The 19,279-nt window shown below is 61.3% G+C and carries 15 protein-coding genes; 5 read left to right on the top strand and 10 right to left on the bottom strand.

The genetic code is table 11. From position 1 onward, the window contains the following. Positions 1-19 precede the first annotated feature (19 nt). From LOY52_RS11600 to LOY52_RS11590, 3 genes are read left to right on the top strand one after another with little or no spacing between them, the layout of a single operon-like run. Positions 20-1,264, top strand: a complete 1,245-nt coding sequence (locus LOY52_RS11600) for an exonuclease SbcCD subunit D C-terminal domain-containing protein (RefSeq protein ID WP_258679555.1) — start codon at positions 20-22, stop codon at positions 1,262-1,264. Further along, entirely contained in the window at positions 1,261-4,902 is a 3,642-nt protein-coding gene (locus tag LOY52_RS11595) for an SbcC/MukB-like Walker B domain-containing protein (RefSeq protein WP_258679554.1), read from the top strand. Before LOY52_RS11600 ends, LOY52_RS11595 begins: the two co-directional genes overlap by 4 nt. Then, positions 4,899-5,483, top strand: a complete 585-nt coding sequence (locus LOY52_RS11590; protein WP_258679553.1) for a glutathione S-transferase — start codon at positions 4,899-4,901, stop codon at positions 5,481-5,483. Before LOY52_RS11595 ends, LOY52_RS11590 begins: the two co-directional genes overlap by 4 nt. A 91-nt stretch (positions 5,484-5,574) precedes the next feature. Here the strand turns inward: LOY52_RS11590 and LOY52_RS11585 are convergent, their stop codons facing one another. From LOY52_RS11585 to LOY52_RS11550, 8 genes are all read right to left on the bottom strand, one after another. Beyond that, positions 5,575-5,832, bottom strand: a complete 258-nt coding sequence (locus LOY52_RS11585) for a hypothetical protein (protein ID WP_258679552.1) — start codon at positions 5,830-5,832, stop codon at positions 5,575-5,577. Next, positions 5,829-6,038 carry a hypothetical protein gene (locus LOY52_RS11580; protein ID WP_202368446.1) on the bottom strand — a complete coding sequence of 70 codons (210 nt, stop codon included), beginning with the start codon at positions 6,036-6,038 and terminating at the stop codon, positions 5,829-5,831. The genes LOY52_RS11585 and LOY52_RS11580 overlap by 4 nt, the downstream gene beginning before the upstream one ends. Positions 6,039-6,299: 261 nt before the next feature. Beyond that, positions 6,300-6,479, bottom strand: a complete 180-nt coding sequence (locus LOY52_RS11575) for a hypothetical protein (RefSeq protein ID WP_115989595.1) — start codon at positions 6,477-6,479, stop codon at positions 6,300-6,302. A 157-nt stretch (positions 6,480-6,636) separates the two neighbouring features. Then, positions 6,637-7,812 carry a lactonase family protein gene (locus tag LOY52_RS11570; protein WP_258679551.1) on the bottom strand — a complete coding sequence of 392 codons (1,176 nt, stop codon included), beginning with the start codon at positions 7,810-7,812 and terminating at the stop codon, positions 6,637-6,639. Further along, positions 7,809-8,111, bottom strand: a complete 303-nt coding sequence (locus LOY52_RS11565) for a DUF5629 family protein (protein WP_027613084.1) — start codon at positions 8,109-8,111, stop codon at positions 7,809-7,811. Before LOY52_RS11565 ends, LOY52_RS11570 begins: the two co-directional genes overlap by 4 nt. 178 nt (positions 8,112-8,289) lie before the next feature. Next, positions 8,290-9,870 carry an aldehyde dehydrogenase (NADP(+)) gene (locus tag LOY52_RS11560; RefSeq protein WP_258679550.1) on the bottom strand — a complete coding sequence of 527 codons (1,581 nt, stop codon included), beginning with the start codon at positions 9,868-9,870 and terminating at the stop codon, positions 8,290-8,292. 9 nt (positions 9,871-9,879) lie between these two features. Then, positions 9,880-10,872, bottom strand: coding sequence for an AraD1 family protein (araD1, locus tag LOY52_RS11555; RefSeq protein WP_258679549.1), 993 nt, complete (start codon positions 10,870-10,872; stop codon positions 9,880-9,882). Positions 10,873-11,018: 146 nt separating this feature from the next. Then, positions 11,019-12,341: an MFS transporter gene (locus tag LOY52_RS11550; protein WP_258679548.1), complete on the bottom strand. Its 1,323-nt coding sequence runs from the start codon at positions 12,339-12,341 to the stop codon at positions 11,019-11,021. A 194-nt stretch (positions 12,342-12,535) separates the two neighbouring features. On the opposite strand from LOY52_RS11550, the gene LOY52_RS11545 reads away from it, so the two are divergent. Together LOY52_RS11545 and LOY52_RS11540 are read left to right on the top strand one after the other, a co-directional pair. Continuing rightward, the gene (locus tag LOY52_RS11545) at positions 12,536-14,272 is read left to right on the top strand and encodes an IlvD/Edd family dehydratase (protein ID WP_258679547.1); all 1,737 of its coding nucleotides are present in this window, start codon (positions 12,536-12,538) and stop codon (positions 14,270-14,272) included. A 253-nt stretch (positions 14,273-14,525) separates the two neighbouring features. Further along, positions 14,526-15,245, top strand: coding sequence for a FadR/GntR family transcriptional regulator (locus LOY52_RS11540; protein WP_007968622.1), 720 nt, complete (start codon positions 14,526-14,528; stop codon positions 15,243-15,245). A 163-nt stretch (positions 15,246-15,408) separates the two neighbouring features. On the opposite strand, the gene LOY52_RS11535 is transcribed toward LOY52_RS11540, so the two are convergent. Together LOY52_RS11535 and LOY52_RS11530 are read right to left on the bottom strand one after the other, a co-directional pair. After that, positions 15,409-17,793: an RND family transporter gene (locus tag LOY52_RS11535; protein WP_225135273.1), complete on the bottom strand. Its 2,385-nt coding sequence runs from the start codon at positions 17,791-17,793 to the stop codon at positions 15,409-15,411. Beyond that, complete coding sequence (locus LOY52_RS11530; RefSeq protein ID WP_258679546.1) at positions 17,790-18,833, bottom strand: YCF48-related protein; 1,044 nt, start codon at positions 18,831-18,833, stop codon at positions 17,790-17,792. The genes LOY52_RS11535 and LOY52_RS11530 overlap by 4 nt, the downstream gene beginning before the upstream one ends. Positions 18,834-19,279 lie beyond the last annotated feature (446 nt).

Genomic DNA, 19,279 nt, shown 5'->3' with positions numbered 1-19,279 from the left:
TTCTGTTGCGGAGTCCACCTTGCGTCTGTTCCACACCTCCGACTGGCACCTTGGGCAAAACCTGCATGGCCAGGAGCGCGATTTCGAGCATGCGTGCTTTCTCGAATGGCTGCTGCGCCAACTGCAACTGGCGCAGCCGGATGTGCTGCTGATTGCCGGGGACATCTTTGACACGGTCAATCCGCCGGTCAAAGCCCAGGAACGCCTCTACGACTTCATCGTCAGCGCTCACGAGCAGCAACCGTTGCTGACCATCGTGATGATTGCCGGCAACCACGATTCCGGCTCGCGCATCGAACTGCCGGCGCCGTTGATGCGCCGTTTGCGCACCCATGCGCTGGGGCGGGTGTTGTGGCTGGATGACGGCCAGCTCGACGCCGAACGGCTGCTGTTGCCACTGCCGAATGCCCAAGGCGAAATCGCCGCGTGGTGCCTGGCGCTGCCGTTCCTGCGTCCGGCGGAAGTGACCGGTGCACACCTGGGCGACGATTATCTGCGCGGTATCGGTCAGGTGCATGAGTGGCTGATCGAAGCGGCGAATGCCAAGCGCAAACCCGGCCAGGCGCTGGTTGCCATCAGCCACGCGCACATGGCTGGCGGCTCGGTCTCGGAAGACTCCGAGCGCAGCCTGATCATCGGTAACGCCGAAGCGCTGCCCGCCAGCCTGTTCGGGCCGAGCATCAGCTATGTCGCCCTCGGCCATTTGCACAAGCCGCAGAAGGTCAACGGTGAAGAGCGGATTCGCTACAGCGGCTCGCCGATCCCGCTGTCGTTCTCGGAGATCGGTTATCAGCACCAGATTCTCGACGTCACCCTCGATGGCGAAACCCTGGTCAGTGTCGAACCAAAACTGATTCCAAGGTCGGTCAACCTGCAACGCATCGGCCCGGCGCCACTGGCCGACATCCTGCTGCAACTGGCTGACCTGCCGAATATCGATCTGCTCGCCGAAACCCAGCGCCAGCCATGGCTGGAGGTGCGGGTGACCCTAGACGAGCCACAACCGGACCTGCGCCATCAGGTGGAAAACGCCCTGCAAGGCAAAGCCGTGCGCCTGGTGCGGATCGCCGCCGAGTACGCCGGCAACCGTGGTGCCGATGGCAGCGACGACGGCAGCGCGCTGGTTGAACTGGATCAACTCACTCCGCAGGAGCTGTTCAGTCGCGCCTGGCTCGACAACTATGGCAACGAGGTCGATGAGCAGACGCTCAAGGACTTCGCCGAACTGCTGCAGGACGTACAGATGGAGGGCGAGCAGCCATGAAGATTCTCGCCATTCGCTTGAAGAACCTCGCCTCGCTGGCCGGGCCGTTCGAGATTGATTTCACCGCCGAGCCGCTGGCCAGTGCCGGGCTGTTCGCGATCACCGGGCCGACCGGCGCCGGTAAAAGTACCCTGCTCGATGCGCTGTGCCTGGCGTTGTTCGGCGCCGTGCCGCGCCTGAACAACACCAGCCGTGACGCCAAGGTGCCGGACGCCGACGGTGAAATCGCCACCGGCGACCCGCGCACCTTGCTGCGGCGCGGCACCGGTGAAGGTTATGCGGAAGTGGATTTCGTCGGCGTCGATGGTCGCCGTTACCGTGCGCGCTGGGAAGCCAACCGCGCCCGGGAAAAGGCTGGCGGCAAGTTGCAGATCAGCCGTCAGAGCCTGCGTGACATCGATCAGGATCAACTGCTCGCCAGTCAGAAAGGCGAATACAAGACCCAGCTCGAAGCTGCGCTCGGTCTGAACTTCGAGCAGTTCACCCGCGCCGTGCTGCTGGCCCAGAGCGAGTTCAGCGCGTTCCTCAAGGCCGACGACAACGACCGCAGCGAACTGCTGGAAAAACTCACCGACACCGCGCTCTACACCCGCCTTGGCCGGCGCGCGTTCGACAAGACCAAAGAGGCCCGCGAAGCGCACAAGCTGCTGCAGGATCAGGCCACCGGCGTCACTCCGCTGACACCCGAAGCCCGCGCAGAACTGGACGAACGCTTCAGCACCGCCCAGCAACAGTTGAAGTTGCAGCAGGCGCAACTCAAGCAACTCGAACAGCAGCACAGCTGGCTCAAGGATTTGCGCCAGTTGCAGGACGCGCAACAAGCCGCCGCCGAGCAACTGCACAGTGCGCAGCAACAGTGGGAAGGTCTTGCCGGGGAACGCCTGAAACTGACGCGCCTGGAGCAACTCGCCCCGCAACGCCACCAGTTCGCGCGCAAGACCGAACTAGATGCGCAATTGACACCGCTGGCGGCACAGATTGCCGCGCACACTCGGCAGCACAGCGAACTCGGCGAACGACAGACGCAACTGGAGCAGGCACTCGAGTCGGCGAAAGTCGCCCTCAGCGAAGCGCAGCAGCACCACAGCGAAAGCGCCCCGCTGCTGCGTCAGGCCTTCGAAGAGCAAAGCACCCTAGCCCGCCTCGCCAAGGACACCGCGCTCAGCGCCGAGGCCCGGCAAGCCGCCGAGCAGGCCTGCAGTGAGGGCCAGAGCGCGATTCAGACCTTGCAGGATAAACAGCTACAAGTCGCGGAACGCTTGCAGAAAATCGCCGCCGAACTGGAACAAAGTGCCGATCTGGCACCGCTCAGCGATGCGTGGAATGCCTATCGCGATCGCCTGCAACAGCTGATGCTGATCGGCAATCGCCTGAACAAGGGCCAGGCCGAACTGGCGACCCTCGAACAGAACGCCACGCACAGCGCCGACGCGTTGGCCACGCAAAAACAGCAACTGGAAGTGCTGTTCAAAGAGGCCGGCGCCGAGCCAGATGCGGTCGCCGAACAGATCGGCATCCTTGGCAACCTGTTGCAGGACAACCGCAAACAACTGCGCGCCATCGAAGATCTGACGCGGTTGTGGGCCAGCCAGCAGGAGCTGGAAAAACGCGGCGTAGAGCTGCAACAGCGCCTGCTCGATGCACAGCAGCAACGTGAACGTCTGACCCAGGACGGGGTGAAAACCAAGGCCGAGCTGACCGTCGCCGAGCAAACCCTCAACGTCACCCGTGAACTGCTCGAACGCCAGCGTCTGGCCCGCAGCGCCAGTGTCGAAGAGCTGCGTGCGCAGTTGCAGGACGATCAGCCGTGCCCGGTCTGTGGCAGCAACGAGCATCCGTATCATCAGCCGGAAGCGCTGCTGCAAAGCCTCGGCCGTCATGATGAAAGCGAACAGGCCAACGCCCAGCAAGTGGTCGATCAGCTCAAGGAAAAGCTCATCGAGCTGCGCGCCGAAGTTGGTGGCGTGATCGCTCAACAAAAGGAGCTGCTGCAACAACAGGAACAACTGGTCGCGCAGCAACAGGCACTAGCACCGAGCCTCGACGCCCATCCGCTGTCCGCTCAGTTACTGAACCAGGACGCCGACAAGCGCGACGCCTGGCTGACCCGGCACAACGATCAACTGAACCAGAGCATCAGTCAGGACGAACAACGCCAGAGCGCCCTGCTCACACTGCAACAGGACGCGGCGCGCCTGACCCAGCAACTGCGTAACGCCGAAAACGCGCATCAGCAAGCGGCGCAGCACCTGAACAACCAACAACGCGAACTGAGCAGCGATCGTCAGCGCCTCGACGAAGAACTCACCGCGTTCGCCAGCCTGCTGCCGGCCGACACCCTCGAAGCCTTACGTATCGAGCCGGCGGCGACTTTCATGCAGCTGGACCGGCAGATTGCCGAGCGCCTGGCGCAGGTTGATCAGCAGAAGGAAGAGTTGGCCGAACAGCAGCAACGCCAGCAGACGCTGGACAAGGAACAGGATCGCCAGCTCAGCCGCGTACAGCAGTTGCAGAGCGCCGAGCAGCAATTCAGTGCACTGGCCGAGCAGCAACAAGCCAGTCAGAAAAAACTCGCGCAACTGCTGGGCAAACAAAGCAGCGCCGAGCACTGGCAGCAGCAACTGGAACAGGCTGTGGATCAGGCGCGCAACGCCGAGACCAGCACCGCTGCGGAACTGCAGAACGTGCGCACGCAACGGGTGCAGATTGGCGCCGAACTCAAGGCGCAGCAGGAGCGTTTGCAAGCGCTGCAAAGCGAAGACAGCGAGCTGACGCAGAAGATTGCTGACTGGCGCGCACGCCATCCTGAACTGGATGACGGTGGCCTCGAAGACCTGCTGCGGGTCGATGACACGCAGCTCAGCGAACTGCGCCAACGCCTGCAGCACAACGAAAAAGCCATCGAACAGGCCAAGGTGCTGCTGCAGGAGCGGGATCAGCGATTGGCCGATCATCAGGCGCAGCACAACGGCAATCTCGATGCCGAACAACTCGCCAGCGCCCTCGCCGACCTGCAGAACCAGTTCAACCTCAGCGAGCAACAGTGCGCCGAACTGCGCGCCGAACAGGCTGAAGATCAGCGCCGGCAGAACGCCAATCAGGCACTCGCACAGCAGATCGCCGACGCCTATGCCGAGTACCAGCGCTGGGCGCGCCTGAATGCGTTGATCGGCTCGGCCACCGGCGACACGTTCCGCAAGATCGCCCAGGCCTACAACCTCGACTTGCTGGTGCATCACGCCAACGTGCAGTTGCGCCAACTGGTCAAACGCTATCGTTTGAAACGCGGCGGCAGCATGCTCGGCCTGTTGGTGATGGATACCGAGATGGGCGACGAATTGCGCTCGGTGCATTCGCTGTCCGGCGGCGAGACCTTCCTGGTGTCGCTGGCCCTTGCATTGGGGCTGGCCTCGATGGCTTCGAGCACGCTGAAAATCGAATCGCTGTTCATCGACGAAGGCTTCGGCAGCCTCGACCCGGAATCGCTGCAGCTGGCCATGGATGCCCTTGACGGTTTGCAGGCGCAGGGACGCAAAGTTGCGGTGATTTCCCACGTGCAGGAAATGCACGAACGGATTCCGGTGCAGATTCAGGTGCAACGCCTCGGCAACGGCTTGAGCACCCTGGAGGTGAAATGAACACGTTGTATTCATTCCGCCGCTGCCCGTACGCGGTGCGTGCGCGGATGGCCCTGCGCTATTCGGGCGTGGCGGTGGAGATCGTCGAAGTCAGCCTCAAGGCCAAACCGGCCGCGATGCTGGCGATCTCGCCCAAAGGCACGGTGCCGGTGCTGGATACCGATGGCCGGGTGATCGATGAGAGCCTTGAAATCATGCGCTGGGCGTTGGCGCAGCATGATCCGGACGATTGGCTGCTCGGCGGGGATTCACGGATTACCGGGTTGATCGAGGCTAATGATCAAGGGTTCAAGGTGCATTTGAACCGCTACAAATACGCCGAGCGCTATCCCGAGCAACCGATGGAGGTTTATCGGGCTGAGGGGGCGTTGTTTTTGCAGCAGTTGGATGAGTTGCTGACGGATCGCGATTACTTGCTGAGCGATCACTTGAGTCTGGCGGATGTGGCGTTGCTGCCGTTCGTGCGGCAGTTTGCGCATGTTGATCGCGAGTGGTTTGCGCAGACGCCTTATGTGCGGTTGCAAGCGTGGTTGCAGCGCTTGCTCGACTCCAACCTCTTCACCTCGATCATGAAGAAATAACCTCCTGTAGGAGCTGCCGCAGGCTGCGATCTGTTGATTTGTTTTCAAGATCAAGATCAAAAGATCGCAGCCTGCGGCAGCTCCTACAGGGTTATGCAAGCGCCTGGCACATGCCCAGTGCCATGCAATCCACTTCAAACGGCCCAAGAAAGTCGACCTCAGCCTTGATCGGCGGATTGCCGGCCAGCAACCCTTGGGAGTTGGCCCGTTCGATGTTGTGCGCGATGCTGTGATTGGCCTCTATGGCCCGAGCCAGCGCACCCACCGAACCTTGGCCGAAGCCGAGTAACGCCGCACCATTGGTCATCAGTGCCAGCCCGGCGATGACCCAGAGTCTGTAGCCTTTCATGCTCCGCCCACTCCTGTGAGTTCAGCACGATCAACCAGCACGTCTGCGCGGTGTTCGAACTGAATGCCGGGGTGTGCGACCTGGATCGGTGCGTCGAAGCTGTGTTGGGTTTGCGCGGCGATGCTGACGAACAGCACCAGTGCCAGGTAAAGACCGATGGCCAGGTAGGCGCCGCGCTTGGCTGAGGTAATGATTGAACTGGCCATGATGCGCTCCGTGGGCATGTTTCAGTGCCGTCAGGATCAATCAAAAAAGCCGCGGTAACCACTCAGGGTTTGCCATAGTAAACATCAGCTTGGTTGATTATTTAGCCGATCTATCTCGGCGTTGAAGTAAACCTATCGAGCGGAGATTTTTCGATCACACATACGTGTAGGAGCTGCCGAAGGCTGCGATCTTTTGACGTTGAAGATCAAAAGATCGCAGCCTTCGGCAGCTCCTACAGGGAGTTGTTCGAAGCGGGCATTTCAGTGTTGGGCTTTGTGATCCAGCGCGGCGTAGAAGTTGGCGCTTTGTTGCAGGTATTTCTGGGTGTAGCTCTGGGTGTGGGATTTTTTGCCGGCTATTTCAACGTTGGCACTGGCTGGCAATGCAACGGTGGCAGAGATGGCGGAAGCGGCGATGACAGAGAAGAGATTGAAGTTCATGGCGGTAACCCTCGTGTTCGGTTGGCTTGCTTTGCCCGGTTGGGCCGTGAAGCAAACTTAACGCTCGAGGGTTGATCGCTTGAAATGCTTTGTAGCATTACCGGATATCAGCGCGATTAATACAACGAGACAGGCCCCGCAAACCGGGGCCTGTGGCTTATTGTCGCACTAGAAACTTCAGATCGCTCGGGGCGTCCATCGGCAGTTTTTGCACGGTTTTGCCGAGCAGACCGGTCTTGGCATCGCGCTCGACGACGACAATTGCGTTGCTCTTCTGGTTGGCGATCAGCAGGAACTTGCCACTCGGATCGAGGCTGAACTCACGCGGGTGATCACCTTCCACCGAACGCTTTTGCAGTTCCTTGAGCTGACCGGTCGCCGGATCGATGCTGAACACCAGCAACTGATTGGCAGTGCCACGGTTGCTGACGTAGAGGAACTTGCCATCGGCCGACGCATGCAGCGCGGCGGCGGCTTTGTCCGAGGTCGGCTGACCGGCAGCCAGATCGACCATTTGCGTCTGGGTCAGCACGCCGTCGTGGTAGTCGAACACCGCGACCTGCGCGCTCATTTCCATGGTCAGCCAGGCATGCTTGCCGTCGGCACTGAACAACAGATGACGCGGGCCACTGCCGGCCGGCAGGCTCACCGAAGCGGTTTTCGCCGGGGTCAGCGGCAAGTCCGGATTGGCCTTCGGGTCGAACTGGTAGATGAAGACCTTGTCCGCCCCGAGGTCGTTGGAGAACACGTAACGACCATCCGGCGAGGACACCGTCGAGTGTACGTGGTTCGAGGCCTGACGCTCGGGATTGACCCGGCTCGCCGGGTGCGCGCTCATCTGCACCACCGGTTTGAGTTTGCCATCGGCGCCGACCGGCAACACCGCGAGGGTGCCGCCTGGATCTTCGACCACCGAATAGTTGCTGACGAACAGATGGCTGGCATCGCCGCTGAGGCTCGAATGGGTCGGCTCGTTGCCCAGGCTCTGCACTTGATTGATCAGAGTCAGGGCGTGGGTCTTCGGATCAATCGAATAGCTGCTGACGCGGCCGACCGGATCTTTCTGGCCAGGGCCGTTTTCGTTGACCACGAACAGCCGATGCTGGTCTTTGGACAGGGTCAGCCACGACGGGTTTTCGCTCTTCACCACTTGCAGCGGCTTGGCGTCGATCTGCCCGGTGGCGCTATCGAAATTCATTCGATAGATGCCCTGGCTGGTGCCGGCGGTGTAGGAGCCCACCAGCAATTGATAAGTCTCGGCGCTGGCACTGGACAGGCCCATCGCACCGACGCTGCCGGCCATCAGCAGCGGCCAGAATTTACGCATGTTCATTGATCATCTTCCTCGTCGTCGCTGCTGCTGACTACATCACCAAGGCAGACCAGACGGTGCTCGCCGGTGGTCTTGGTATCGCTGGCATAGCCAATGATCAGCCAGCTCTGCAGATCTTCATCAAACGTCGCCGCCGTAACCTGCGCCGGGGTGAACTCCCAATGCTTGGCCGTGCGGCCATCGATGCATTCGATGTGCAGGTTGTCGTCTTCGTCGAGGGCGAATTCGAAGGCGTGCAAGCCATCGATTTCGACCATGCCGCAGTGTTCGAGGGCGTTGAGAAGGGTTTGGGCAGTCATGGCAAACAGTCTTTCTTAGGGGGAAAGGGCCAATGATAGCTCAATGTGATCCAGAGGCCTTATGGGAACCCTTGTGGGAGCGAGCCTGCTCGCGAATGCGGTGTGTCAGGCCATGAAAGGCTGACTGAAAGAATGCATTCGCGAGCGGGCTCGCTCCCACAGGGATATTGGCTGGCGGTTACAACGCGTCGCGCGAGGGCTTGCCGTCTACCAACCGCTGGATACGCAACGGGTTGGCGTTTTTCAGCGGTTCCGGCAGCAAGAAATCCGGGTAGTTCTGGAAGCACACCGGGCGCAGGAACCGGTCGATCGCCAGCGTCCCCACCGACGTTCCGCGCGCATCGGATGTCGCCGGATACGGCCCGCCATGCACCATTGAATCACACACTTCCACACCCGTCGGATAACCATTGAGCAGGATCCGCCCGACTTTCTGTTCGAGCAGTGGAGTCAGCTCCGGGAAACGTTCGAAGTCGGCGTGTTCGCCGATCATCGTCGCTGTCAGTTGCCCGTGCAGGCCCTGCAACGCCGCGCTCAGCTCGGCCTTGTCCGCTACTTCGACGATCACCGTGGTCGGGCCGAACACTTCTTCCTGCAGCACTTCATCGCCGTTGATCAACAGGCTGACATCGGCCTTGAACAATTGCGGCTGCGCCTGATTACCCTGCTGCGGCTGGCCCGCCAAGTGCTCGATCCCGGAATGCGTCAAGAGTTTCTGCAAGCCTTTGCCATAGCTGCCGAGAGTGCCGGCGTTGAGCATGGTCTGCGCCGGTTGGTCGCCAATCAGCCCGGCGACTTGCTGGACGAAGGCGCTGAACAGCGGCGAACGAATACCAATGACCAAACCCGGATTGGTGCAGAACTGGCCGCAGCCCTGCACCACCGACGCGGTCAGGTCGCGAGCGATGGTTTCCGAGCGCTCAGCCAAGGCTTGCGGCAGAACGATCACCGGGTTGATGCTCGACATTTCGGCGAACACCGGGATCGGTTGCGGCCGCGCCGCTGCCATGTCGCACAGTGCCCGACCGCCCTTCAGCGAACCGGTGAAACCAACTGCCTGAATCGCCGGATGCTTGACCAGCCATTCGCCGACGCCACCGCCGTAAATCATGTTGAACACACCGGCAGGCATCGCGGTTTTTTCTGCCGCGCGAATCAGTGCATCAGCGACCCGTTCAGCGGTTGCCATGTGGCCGCTGTGGGCCTTGAACACCACCGGGCAACCGGCGGCCAGCGCCGCAGCGGTATCGCCACCGGCCGTGGAGAACGCCAACGGAAAGTTGCTCGCTCCGAACACCGCCACTGGGCCGAGGCCGATGCGATACTGGCGCAGATCCGGGCGCGGCAACGGCTGGCGATCGGGCAATGGCAGATCGATTCGCGCGCCGTAGAAATCACCGCGCCGCAGGACTTTAGCAAACAGGCGCATCTGCCCGCTGGTGCGCCCGCGCTCGCCCTGAATCCGCCCCGCCGGCAGCGCAGTTTCGCGGCACACCAGCGCAACGAAATCATCACCCAAGGCATCCAGTTCATCGGCAATCGCGTCGAGAAATTGCGCGCGGCGTTCGGCGCTGAGGCTGCGATAAGCCGGGTACGCTGCGGCGGCGGCTTTGGCGGCGGCATCGACTTCGGCTTCAGTCGCTTGAATGAAATCGTACGGCAGGTGTTCGCCAGTAGTCGCGTCGACGCTTTGCAGTTTGACGTTGCCTGCTGCGCTGCGCTGTCCGCCGATGTAGTTGTGGCCAAGAATCTGAGTCATGGGAGCTCCTTAAAGGGTGCCAATGCTGTCCGGTTGAAAAGCCGCTGCTGCCGGGGCGATGCCGTTGACCAGCGGTGCGCCGAATTCGGCCTGGCTGATTTCAAACTGGTCGCCCGGTTGGGTGCGGATGCCATCGGCAAACGACAGGGTCGCGGTGCCGAAAAAATGGATGTGCACGTCGCCGGGACGCAGGAACTGGCGGTATTTGAAGTGGTGGTATTCGAGGTTGGCAAGGCTGTGGCACATGTTGGCCTCACCGCTGAGGAATTCGTTCTGCCACAGCACTTCGCCGTCACGCAGGATGCGGCTGGTGCCAGCCAGATGCTGCGGCAATTCGCCGGTGCGCAGTTCCGGGCCGTAGCTGCAACTGCGCAGTTTCGAGTGGGCCAGGTACAGGTAGTTCTTGCGTTCCATGACGTGGTCGGAGAATTCGTTGCCCACTGCGAAACCGAGGCGATACGGTTTGCCGTCGTGGCTGATAACGTAAAGCCCGGCCATTTCCGGTTCCTCGCCGGCGTCTTCGGCAAACGGTGGCAACGGGAACGCTTCGCCCGGACGCACGACGATGCTGCCGTCGCCCTTGTAGAACCATTCCGGCTGCACGCCCGCCTGCCCCGCCGCTGGCTTGCCACCCTCCACGCCCCATTTGAAGATGCGCATGGTGTCGGTCATTTGCGCTTCGTCGCCGGCCTGCTGGTGCATCTTGTCCCGCGCCGAGGCGCTACCCAGGTGCGTCAGGCCGGTACCGCTGACCAGCAGGTGCGCCGGGTCCGGGTGATCGAGCGGCGGCAGGATGCGCCGGTCTTTGAGCAACTGCGCATAGTCATGACTGATGCCGAGGCCGTGGGTTTGTACTTGCTGCTCCAGAGTGCTGCGGGCTTCGATGGCGGCCAGCGCGAGATCGCGTACGCTGCGGGCGTCCTGCACTTCGCGTATCAGCCCGTTGTCGACCACGCCGACGCGGCGCTCGCCGTCATTCAATTCGAATTGAACCAGATGCATTTTTTTCTCCTATTCCCTCAAAAACACCGCCGTTCCTCTGTGGGAGCGAGCCTGCTCGCGAAAGCGGTGTGTCAGTCACCCACAATGTTGAATGTGATGGCCTCTTCGCGAGCAGGCTCGCTCCCACAGGGGCCAGCGTTGTCCAGTCAGGTACGGGTAGCACCGCGTGCACTGGCGGCGAACTGCTCCACCGGTAGCACGTGTTTACGCTCAAGCACCCGGTAGACGATTGCTGTAAGAATCAAACCGAACACCATCACCCCACTGAGGAAATACAGACCCGAAGCCAGATTCCCGGTGTATTCCTTCAACGCACCAATCACGAACGGCCCGATGTAGCCGCCGAGGTTGCCCACCGAGTTGATCAAGGCGATCCCCGCCGCCGCACTCGCACCAGCAAAGAACCGCCCGGGCAAGGTCCAGAACACTGCCGTGCAGGAGAACAGCGCGAACGCCACCAGGCACAGCGCCGCCAGTTGCGCCACCGACAGGGTCAGCCACGCGCTGAAGAACAGGCCCAGCGCACCCAGCACATAAAGCACCGCCAGATGGCCGTAGCGGTCATTCATGCGGTCAGAACTGCGCGGCACGATCAGCAGGCCGACGATGCCAAAGATGTACGGCACCGCCGAGACGAAACCGGTCACCAGATCGCTGCCGCCGAACTGTTTGATCAGCGTCGGCAGCCACAGGCCGAGGCCATAAATGCTCAGGGTCACCGGCAGGTAGAACAGCGCCAGCAGCAACACACGTTTGTCCTTGAGTGCATGCAGCGGGTTGCCGTGACGGGTCTGGCCGTATTCCTGAAGATCCTTTTTCAGTTCGCCGGTCAGCCAGTCTTTCTCGGCCTGGTCCATCCACTTCACGTTTTGCGGGCCATCGGGCAGCCAGCGCAGGACCGGCCAGGTCAGCAGGATCGCCGGGGTGCCGATGACGATGAACAGCCACTGCCAGCCGTGCAGACCGAGGATGCCGTCCATGCCCAGCAAGCCGCCGGACACCGGGCCGGTGATCATCATCGCGATGGGTTGGGAGAGGATGAACAGGCCAAGGATCTTGCCGCGATGGCGCACCGGGAACCATTGGGTGATGTAGTAGAGAACGCCGGGGAAGAACCCCGCCTCCGCCGCGCCGAGCAGAAAACGCATGACGTAGAAACTGTGCGGGCCCTGGACGAACGCCATGCCGATGGTGATCGCGCCCCAGGTGATCATGATCCGCGCGAACCAGCGCCGCGCACCGAAGCGTTCGAGCATCAGGTTGCTGGGGATTTCGAGAAGAAAGTAGCCGATGAAAAACAGCCCGGCACCGAGACCGTAGGCCGCGTCACCGATACCGATGTCGGCGCCCATGTGCAGCTTGGCGAAGCCGACGGCGGAGCGATCCACATAGGCGATCAGGTACAGCAGGATCAGGAAGGGAATCAGTTTCAGCGTGATGCGGCGAACAAGCCGCAGTTCCTGGCTCATGGGATCGGTCTCCGATTGTTGTTTTTATAGAACCTCGGGGGACGCCTCTCGCGGAAAACCGCCAGGGCCGATCCCTCCGTCGAAAACGACTATATAGTAATACTAATTACCCAACAACACTTCCAAAGCGGCGATTTTGCGCTTATGTTTAGCCATGGCTCGCAAACAATAGTCTTACAATAAGAGAATCGATCATGTCTGAGAAGAAACCCACCCTGCGCTCGGCCCAATGGTTTGGCACTGCCGACAAGAACGGCTTCATGTACCGCAGCTGGATGAAGAATCAGGGCATCGCCGACCACCAGTTTCATGGCAAACCGATCATTGGCATCTGCAACACCTGGTCGGAACTGACCCCGTGCAACGCGCATTTCCGCCAGATTGCGGAGCACGTCAAACGCGGGGTAATCGAGGCCGGTGGCTTTCCGGTGGAATTCCCGGTGTTCTCCAATGGCGAGTCAAACCTGCGCCCCACCGCCATGCTCACCCGCAACCTGGCGAGCATGGACGTCGAAGAGGCGATTCGCGGCAACCCGATTGACGGCGTGGTGCTGCTGACCGGCTGCGACAAAACCACCCCGGCGCTGCTGATGGGCGCGGCGAGTTGCGACGTGCCGGCGATCGTCGTCACCGGTGGGCCGATGCTCAATGGCAAGCACAAGGGCAAGGACATCGGTTCCGGCACCGTGGTCTGGCAGCTCAGCGAGCAGGTCAAGGCCGGCACCATCACCATTGACGATTTCCTTGCAGCCGAGGGCGGCATGTCACGCTCGGCGGGCACCTGCAACACCATGGGCACCGCGTCGACCATGGCCTGCATGGCCGAAGCACTGGGCACGTCGTTGCCGCACAACGCAGCGATTCCGGCAGTCGATGCGCGGCGTTATGTGTTGGCGCACATGTCCGGCATGCGTGCGGTGGAGATGGTGCGCGAAGACTTGCGCCTGTCGAAGATCCTGACCAGGGAAGCCTTTGAAAACGCCATTCGGGTCAACGCGGCTATTGGCGGTTCGACCAACGCGGTGATTCACCTGAAAGCCATCGCCGGTCGCATCGGTGTCGAGCTCGATCTGGACGACTGGACCCGCATCGGGCGCGGCATGCCGACCATCGTCGACCTGCAACCGTCCGGGCGTTTCCTGATGGAAGAGTTTTATTACGCTGGCGGCTTGCCGGCGGTACTGCGGCGTCTCGGCGAGGCCAATCTGATCCCCAATCCGGATGCCCTCACCGTCAACGGTAAATCGCTGGGCGAAAACACCAAGGACGCGCCGATTTATGGCGAGGACGAAGTGATCCGTACCCTTGACAATCCGATCCGCGCTGACGGCGGTATCTGCGTGCTGCGCGGCAACCTGGCGCCGCTCGGTGCGGTGCTCAAGCCGTCCGCCGCTACGCCTGAGCTGATGCAGCATCGCGGTCGCGCGGTGGTCTTCGAGAACTTCGACATGTACAAGGCGCGGATCAATGATCCGGAACTGGATGTCGACAAAGATTCGATTCTGGTGATGAAGAATTGCGGGCCGAAGGGTTATCCGGGCATGGCCGAGGTGGGCAACATGGGCTTGCCGGCCAAGCTGCTGGCGCAAGGCGTGACCGACATGGTGCGCATCTCCGATGCGCGAATGAGTGGCACCGCGTATGGCACGGTGGTGTTGCACGTTGCCCCGGAAGCGGCGGCCGGCGGGCCGTTGGCGGTGGTGCAGGAAGGCGACTGGATCGAGCTGGATTGCGCCAGCGGGCGTTTGCATCTGGACATTCCGGATGCCGAACTGGCGGCGCGCATGGCCGATCTGCAGCCACCGCAGCAGCTACTGGTCGGCGGCTATCGTCAGCTGTACATCGACCATGTGCTGCAGGCGGATCAGGGTTGTGATTTCGACTTCCTCGTTGGTTGTCGAGGTGCGGAAGTCCCGCGTCATTCTCATTAACAGCAAAATCTTTCAGGCCTGAATCCAACCACTGTGGCGAGGGAGCTTGCTCCCGCTCGGCTGCGTAGCAGTCGCAAATCAGCATTAGCGGTATCACAGGAGAACCGCATATACCGGTTTTGGGGCCGCTGCGCAGCCCAGCGGGAGCAAGCTCCCTCGCCACAGGGTGTTCGCAGATTTCAGGCCTGATGATTGCGCCGCACGCCTGCTATGATGCGCGGCACCTCCATCGCTCAGGATCGCGCCGTTCCCCATGGATTACCGCAAACCTTCCGACCGTAAAAGCATGCACTCGCGCATTGTCCAGGAACTGGGCATGCAGATCGTCTCCGGACGCTTTTTGCCCGACGACAAACTGCCCGCCGAAGCGCTGTTGTGCGAGGAATACGCGGTGAGTCGGCCGGTGTTGCGCGAAGCCACGCGGGTGCTGGTGGCCAAGGGGCTGGTGTATTCCAAACCGCGGGTCGGCACGGTGGTCAAGGCGCGCCGCGAGTGGCACATGCTCGACCCGGACGTGCTGCACTGGCTGATGCAAAGCAGCCCGCAGAATGAATTCTTCAATGTGCTGACCAGCGTGCGCAGCATCATCGAACCGGCCGCTGCCGCCCTCGCCGCCCAGCATGCGACCGAGGCCGACATCGCCGCCATCGGCGAGGCCTATCAACGCATGGAAGCCGCGCCGACCCCGGAAGCCTTGTTGCAACCGGATCTGGACTTCCACAGCCGCATCGCTGACGCGACCCACAACGATCTGCTGGCGAACCTGTGCAACATGCTTTCGGTGGCGATTGCCGAGGCGCTGAAGCATTCGAATCAACGGCCGAATCTGCATGAACTCGCGCTGCCGAGGCACAAGGCGATTCTTACGGCGATCGAGAACCGTGATGCGCTGGGTGCAAGGCATGCGACGCTAGTGCAGCTGGACGATGCGCGCAGTGCGTTGAGCGCTGTGCTCGGCACCGAGCTCTCTTGAAGCAAAGTCAAAAGATCGTAGCCTTCGGCAGCTCCTACAGGGATTGAGATTACTGATGTACCTGGCCTCCTGTAGGAGCTGCCGAAGGCTGCGATCTTTTGATCTTTACCAACAAAAAAGCCGCAACCCTCGAGTTGCGGCTTTGTCGTTTCAGGCATCCGGATCAGTGGGCGAACAGCGAGTTGCCCTTCTGCCCCGCCAGCTTCTCCGGCTTGATCAGGAACTTCGCCAGCGCCGGTAGCAGCCACAGCGCACCGAACATGTTCCACAGCAACATGAAGGTCAGCATCAGGCCCATGTCGGCCTGGAACTTGATCGCCGAGAAGATCCAGGTGCACACGCCAATCGCCAGGCACAAACCGGTGAACAACACCGCTTTACCGGTGGATTTCAGGGTCTGGTAATAGGCTTCCTGCAACGGCAGACCGGCGCGCAGGAAACTCTCCAGACGGCTGTAGATGTAGATGCCGTAGTCCACGCCGATGCCCACGCCCAGCGCCACCACCGGCAGGGTCGCGACTTTGACGCCGATGCCCATGAACGCCATCAGCGCGTTACCCAGCACCGAGGTCAGCACCAGCGGCAGGACGATGCACAGGGTCGCCGCCCATGAACGGAAGGTGATCATGCACATCACCGCGACGCAGATGTACACGAGGATCAGGATGGTCAGCTCGGCCTGTTTGATCACCTCGTTGGTGGCGGCTTCGATGCCGGCGTTACCGGCGGCGAGGATGAATTCCAGGCCGTCCTTGTTGTTGGCCTTGGCGAATTCCTGCACCGCGTGTACCGCGCGGTCGAGGGTTTCGGCCTTGTGGTCGTTTAGGAAGATCAGCACCGGCGCCAGCGAACAGCTGTTGTTGTACAGGCCGTCGGCGCGGGCGATCGAGTTGTTCAGCACATCCGGGTTGCGCGACAGGGTTTCCCATTTCAGGTTGCCCTCGTTCATGCCCTTGATCATCTGCTTGGACACGGTCACCAGCGAGATCGCCGACTGCACGCCCTCGGTGTTCTGCATCTTCCACATCAGCTCATCGATCGGCGCCATCGCTTCGTAGCGCGAGCAACCTTCGGTGGCGGTCTTGACCATCACCACCAGCACGTCGGAACTGGTGGAGTAGTTGTTGATGATGAAGTTGTTGTCCTTGTTGTAGCGCGAGTCCGGACGCAGTTCCGGCGCGCCCTGGTCGAGGTCGCCGATTTTCAGGTTCTGGCTGTACCAGAGGCCGCCACCGAAGGCGATCAGCGCCAGAGCGATGGAGATCGGTGCGACTTTCGGGCTGGCGAAGTTCGACAGGAAGCGCCAGAACGGATGTTCGCGATTCGCGTCCTTCTTGCTCTTGGCGATGGCGCGCTTGCTGATGCCGACATAGGAAATCGCTACCGGCAGCAGGATCAGGTTGGTGAACACGATCACCGCCACACCGATGGAGGCGCCAATTGCGAGTTCGCGGATCACGCCGATGTCGATGATCAGCAGAGTGATGAAGCCGACGGCGTCGGCGAGAATCGCGATCATCCCCGGCAGGAACAGTTGCCGGAAGGTACGCCGCGCCGCGGTCAGAGCGTTGTCCGCTTCACTCGATTGCAGGGCGATACCGTTGATCTTCTGCACGCCGTGGGAAATGCCGATGGCGAAGATCAGGAACGGCACCAGCATCGAATACGGATCCAGCCCGAAACCGAAGAAGTGCATCAGCCCGAGCTGCCAGACCACCGCCACCAGCGTGGTGCTCAACACCGCGACGGTGCTGCGCAGGCAGTTGGTGAACCACAGCAGCAGGATCAGGGTGATGACGAAAGCGATGCCGAAGAACATCACCACCATCACCAGCCCGTCGATCAGGTCACCGACCTTCTTGGCGAAACCGACGATGTGGATCTTGACGTTGGGGTTCTGCGCTTCGAACTTGTTGCGGATCTTGTCTTCGAGTTCATGGGAGAACTGGCGGTAGTCCAGCGCCAGCAGCTTGCCCTGATCCTGCGGGTCCGGGTAGGACTCCAGCAGCGGGATGTCGACGATGCTCGACTTGAAGTCGTTGGATACCAGCCGCCCGACCTGCCCCGACTTGAGCACGTTGTTGCGCAGCATGTCGAGGCTGTCCGGCGAGCCGTCGTAGCTCTGCGGAATCACTTCACCGCCGGCAAAGCCCTCTTCGGTCACTTCGGTCCAGCGTACGCTCGGGCTCCACAGTGACTTGAGGCCGGAACGGTCGACGCCGGAGATGTAGAACACCTCGTCGTTGATCTGGCGCAGGGTCTCCATGTACTCCCTGGAGAAGATGTCGCCGTCCTTGGCTTCCACCGAAATGCGCACGGTGTTGCCCAGGTTCGCCAGATCGTTGCGGTGCTCCATCATCTTCTCGATGAACGGATGCTTGAGCGGGATCATTTTTTCGAAACTGGTGGAAGGGCGAATCAGCGTGGCCTGCCAGAACAGAAAAATGCTGACAACCAGGCAGATCAGGATCACGGCCGGGCGGTTGTTGAAAATCAGACGTTCGAGGAGCGTCGCTTTGTCCTGCTGAGGAGTGATCAAGGAAGTCATAGCCCCGCCTTCTTATTATTGATCTCGGCGCCGTTGGGCTGCGTGGTGTGCACGCCGCCCTGCCCGGTCAGAATCAGATTGCCGTCGCCGGCCGCAGTGACCGAGGACAGCGAGATGCGGTCCGGGCGGTTGAACACGCTGAAGGTTTCGCCGTTGTCGCTGCTGCTGATCACCGAGCCGCCGTTGCCGACGATCACGATCGAGCCGTCGGCAAGCAGCGTGGCGCCGGACAGGCCGAATTCCAGCGCACCGCGCGCGGCCTTGAGTTCGACCTGCTGCCAGGTGCTGCCGAAGTCGCTGGAGCGGTAGAGGTTGCCGCGCAGGCCGTAGGCCAACAGGGTTTGCGCTTGCGCGGTGCCGATCACGCCGAACAGCGAGCCTTGATACGGGCCCTGGAGTTTTTCCCAGGTCTGGCCCCAGTCCGGGGAACGGAACATGCTGCCCTGCTCGCCGACGATGAACAGCCCGGCGTCCTTGACCGCCGCGATGGCGTTGAGGTGGAACTGATCCTGGTTGTCGAGGCGGTCGCTGACGTCTTGCCAGTTCTTGCCGCCGTCGGTGGTTTCCAGCAGTGCGCCGTAAGCGCCGACCGCAACACCGTGGTTGACGTCCTGGAACCAGACGTCGAGCAGCGGCGCTTCGCGCTTGAGGTCTTCGAACTGTTTGCTCCAGGTCAGGCCGCCGTCTTCGCTGGCAAGGATCTGCGCGTCGTGGCCGACCGCCCAGCCGTGCTTGTCGTCGGCGAAATACACCGCCGTCAGCAGTTGCCGGGTCGGCACCTTGGCCTGGGTCCAGGTCTTGCCCTGGTCATCGGAATAGAGAATGTGCCCGCGATCACCCACCGCCACCAAGCGGGTACCGGCGTGGACAACATCGAGTATCAGGCTTTTGGCGGCTTTGGCCGATTCGGTGGAATACACCCCGTCGGCGGGCGCTTCGGCGGCCAGCACGGGTGCCGACAAGGCAGCACAGCCCAGCAGTGTAAGGGCTGTGGCCAGCAACGCGGTGTTGCGAAACGCCGGCGGGCGGCAACGACTCATAGACCTTCCCCTATTTATTATTGTTAGGCCATTGGGCCTTAGGGCGCCGCAAGGGTGCTCGTGGTGACTGACAGGTCACAAGCATAGCCGTGAAACCCGCAGTCCAGAGCGCCTTGGGAAGCTGGCTCATCCTATCGGGCTTTGGAAACGTCTGACAATCGGCGCCACGTTATCTTTTGTTAACCGAAAGCGGCCCCTGTAACGAATGAATTTCCCTGTGGGAGCGAGCCTGCTCGCGAAGATGCCCTTGCAGTCGCCATCTTCATCGGCTGACCCACCGCATTCGCGAGCAGGCTCGCTCCCAAAGGGGTTAATGATGTTTGGGGGAATTGTGGTGGCGGATGAATGCGCTGCCATTCGCCGGATCGATCCGGCAAATCTTGCGTGGGGGACTTGCACGATCGGTATTATGGTATACCATCAGACGCAAAGACACTCTCAATCCC

Origin of the sequence: Pseudomonas sp. B21-051 (genome assembly GCF_024748795.1) — a bacterium.
GTDB lineage: Bacteria > Pseudomonadota > Gammaproteobacteria > Pseudomonadales > Pseudomonadaceae > Aquipseudomonas > Aquipseudomonas putida_A.
Note: the sequence above shows the minus strand (reverse complement) of the source record. Positions and strands in the feature narration are given on the sequence as shown.